Genomic DNA, 751 nt, shown 5'->3' with positions numbered 1-751 from the left:
CTTGTCTAACATTTCATTTTCGACTGTTAAAGCAAGAGATTTTGTCATGCCTTTTTCAATTTGGAAAGTAATCGGATCTACTAATTGCTTATATCCTTTTGGTGCTTTCACTTCTACTAACTTATATGTTCCAACTGATAAATTAGTAACTTTTGCTTGTCCTTTTTTATCTGTCGTTATTTTAGCGACTACTTGTCCTGCTTCATCTTGAATATCAAATACTGCATCAGCTAAAGCATCTTTATTTTCTTTGTCTACTTTTGTAATTTCTACATTTCCTGTATCCACTAATTCATTTTCGACTGTTAGCTTTAACGCTGTTACTCTACCCTTTTCAATTTCGAATAAAATTGGTTTTTCAAGTGGTTTGTATCCTGCTGGTGTTTCTACCTCCACCAACTCATACTTCCCAATAGATAAATCTGAAACGTTTGCTTTTCCTTCTTTATCTGTCGTTACTTTTTTAACTTCGTTACCTTTCTCATCTTGGACAACGAACGTTACTCCCGCTAACGGTGCCTTATTATCTTTATCTATCTTTGTTATCTCTACATTTCCCGTATCTACCATTTCATTTTCTATTTTTAATGATAGTACCTCGATCATGCCTTTTTTGATTTCAAATGATACTGGCTCTGTTAGTTTCTTATAGCCTGGTAAACTTTCTACTTCTACTAGTTTGTACTTTCCTACTGATAGGTCTGCAATTTTTGCTTTTCCATCTTTATCTGTTGTTACTTTTTTTACTACT

General features: G+C 33.3%; 1 protein-coding gene. It reads right to left on the bottom strand.

Going from position 1 to position 751, the window contains the following annotated elements; genetic code table 11:
* A partial coding sequence (locus GFJ36_RS29395) for an MSCRAMM family protein (RefSeq protein ID WP_275940645.1) occupies positions 1-751 on the bottom strand: 751 nt, incomplete at both ends.

Origin of the sequence: Bacillus sp. EE-W1 (genome assembly GCF_009760835.1) — a bacterium.
Classification (GTDB): Bacteria; Bacillota; Bacilli; order Bacillales; family Bacillaceae_G; genus Bacillus_A; species Bacillus_A wiedmannii.
This window is presented reverse-complemented; position numbering and strand designations above follow the sequence as displayed.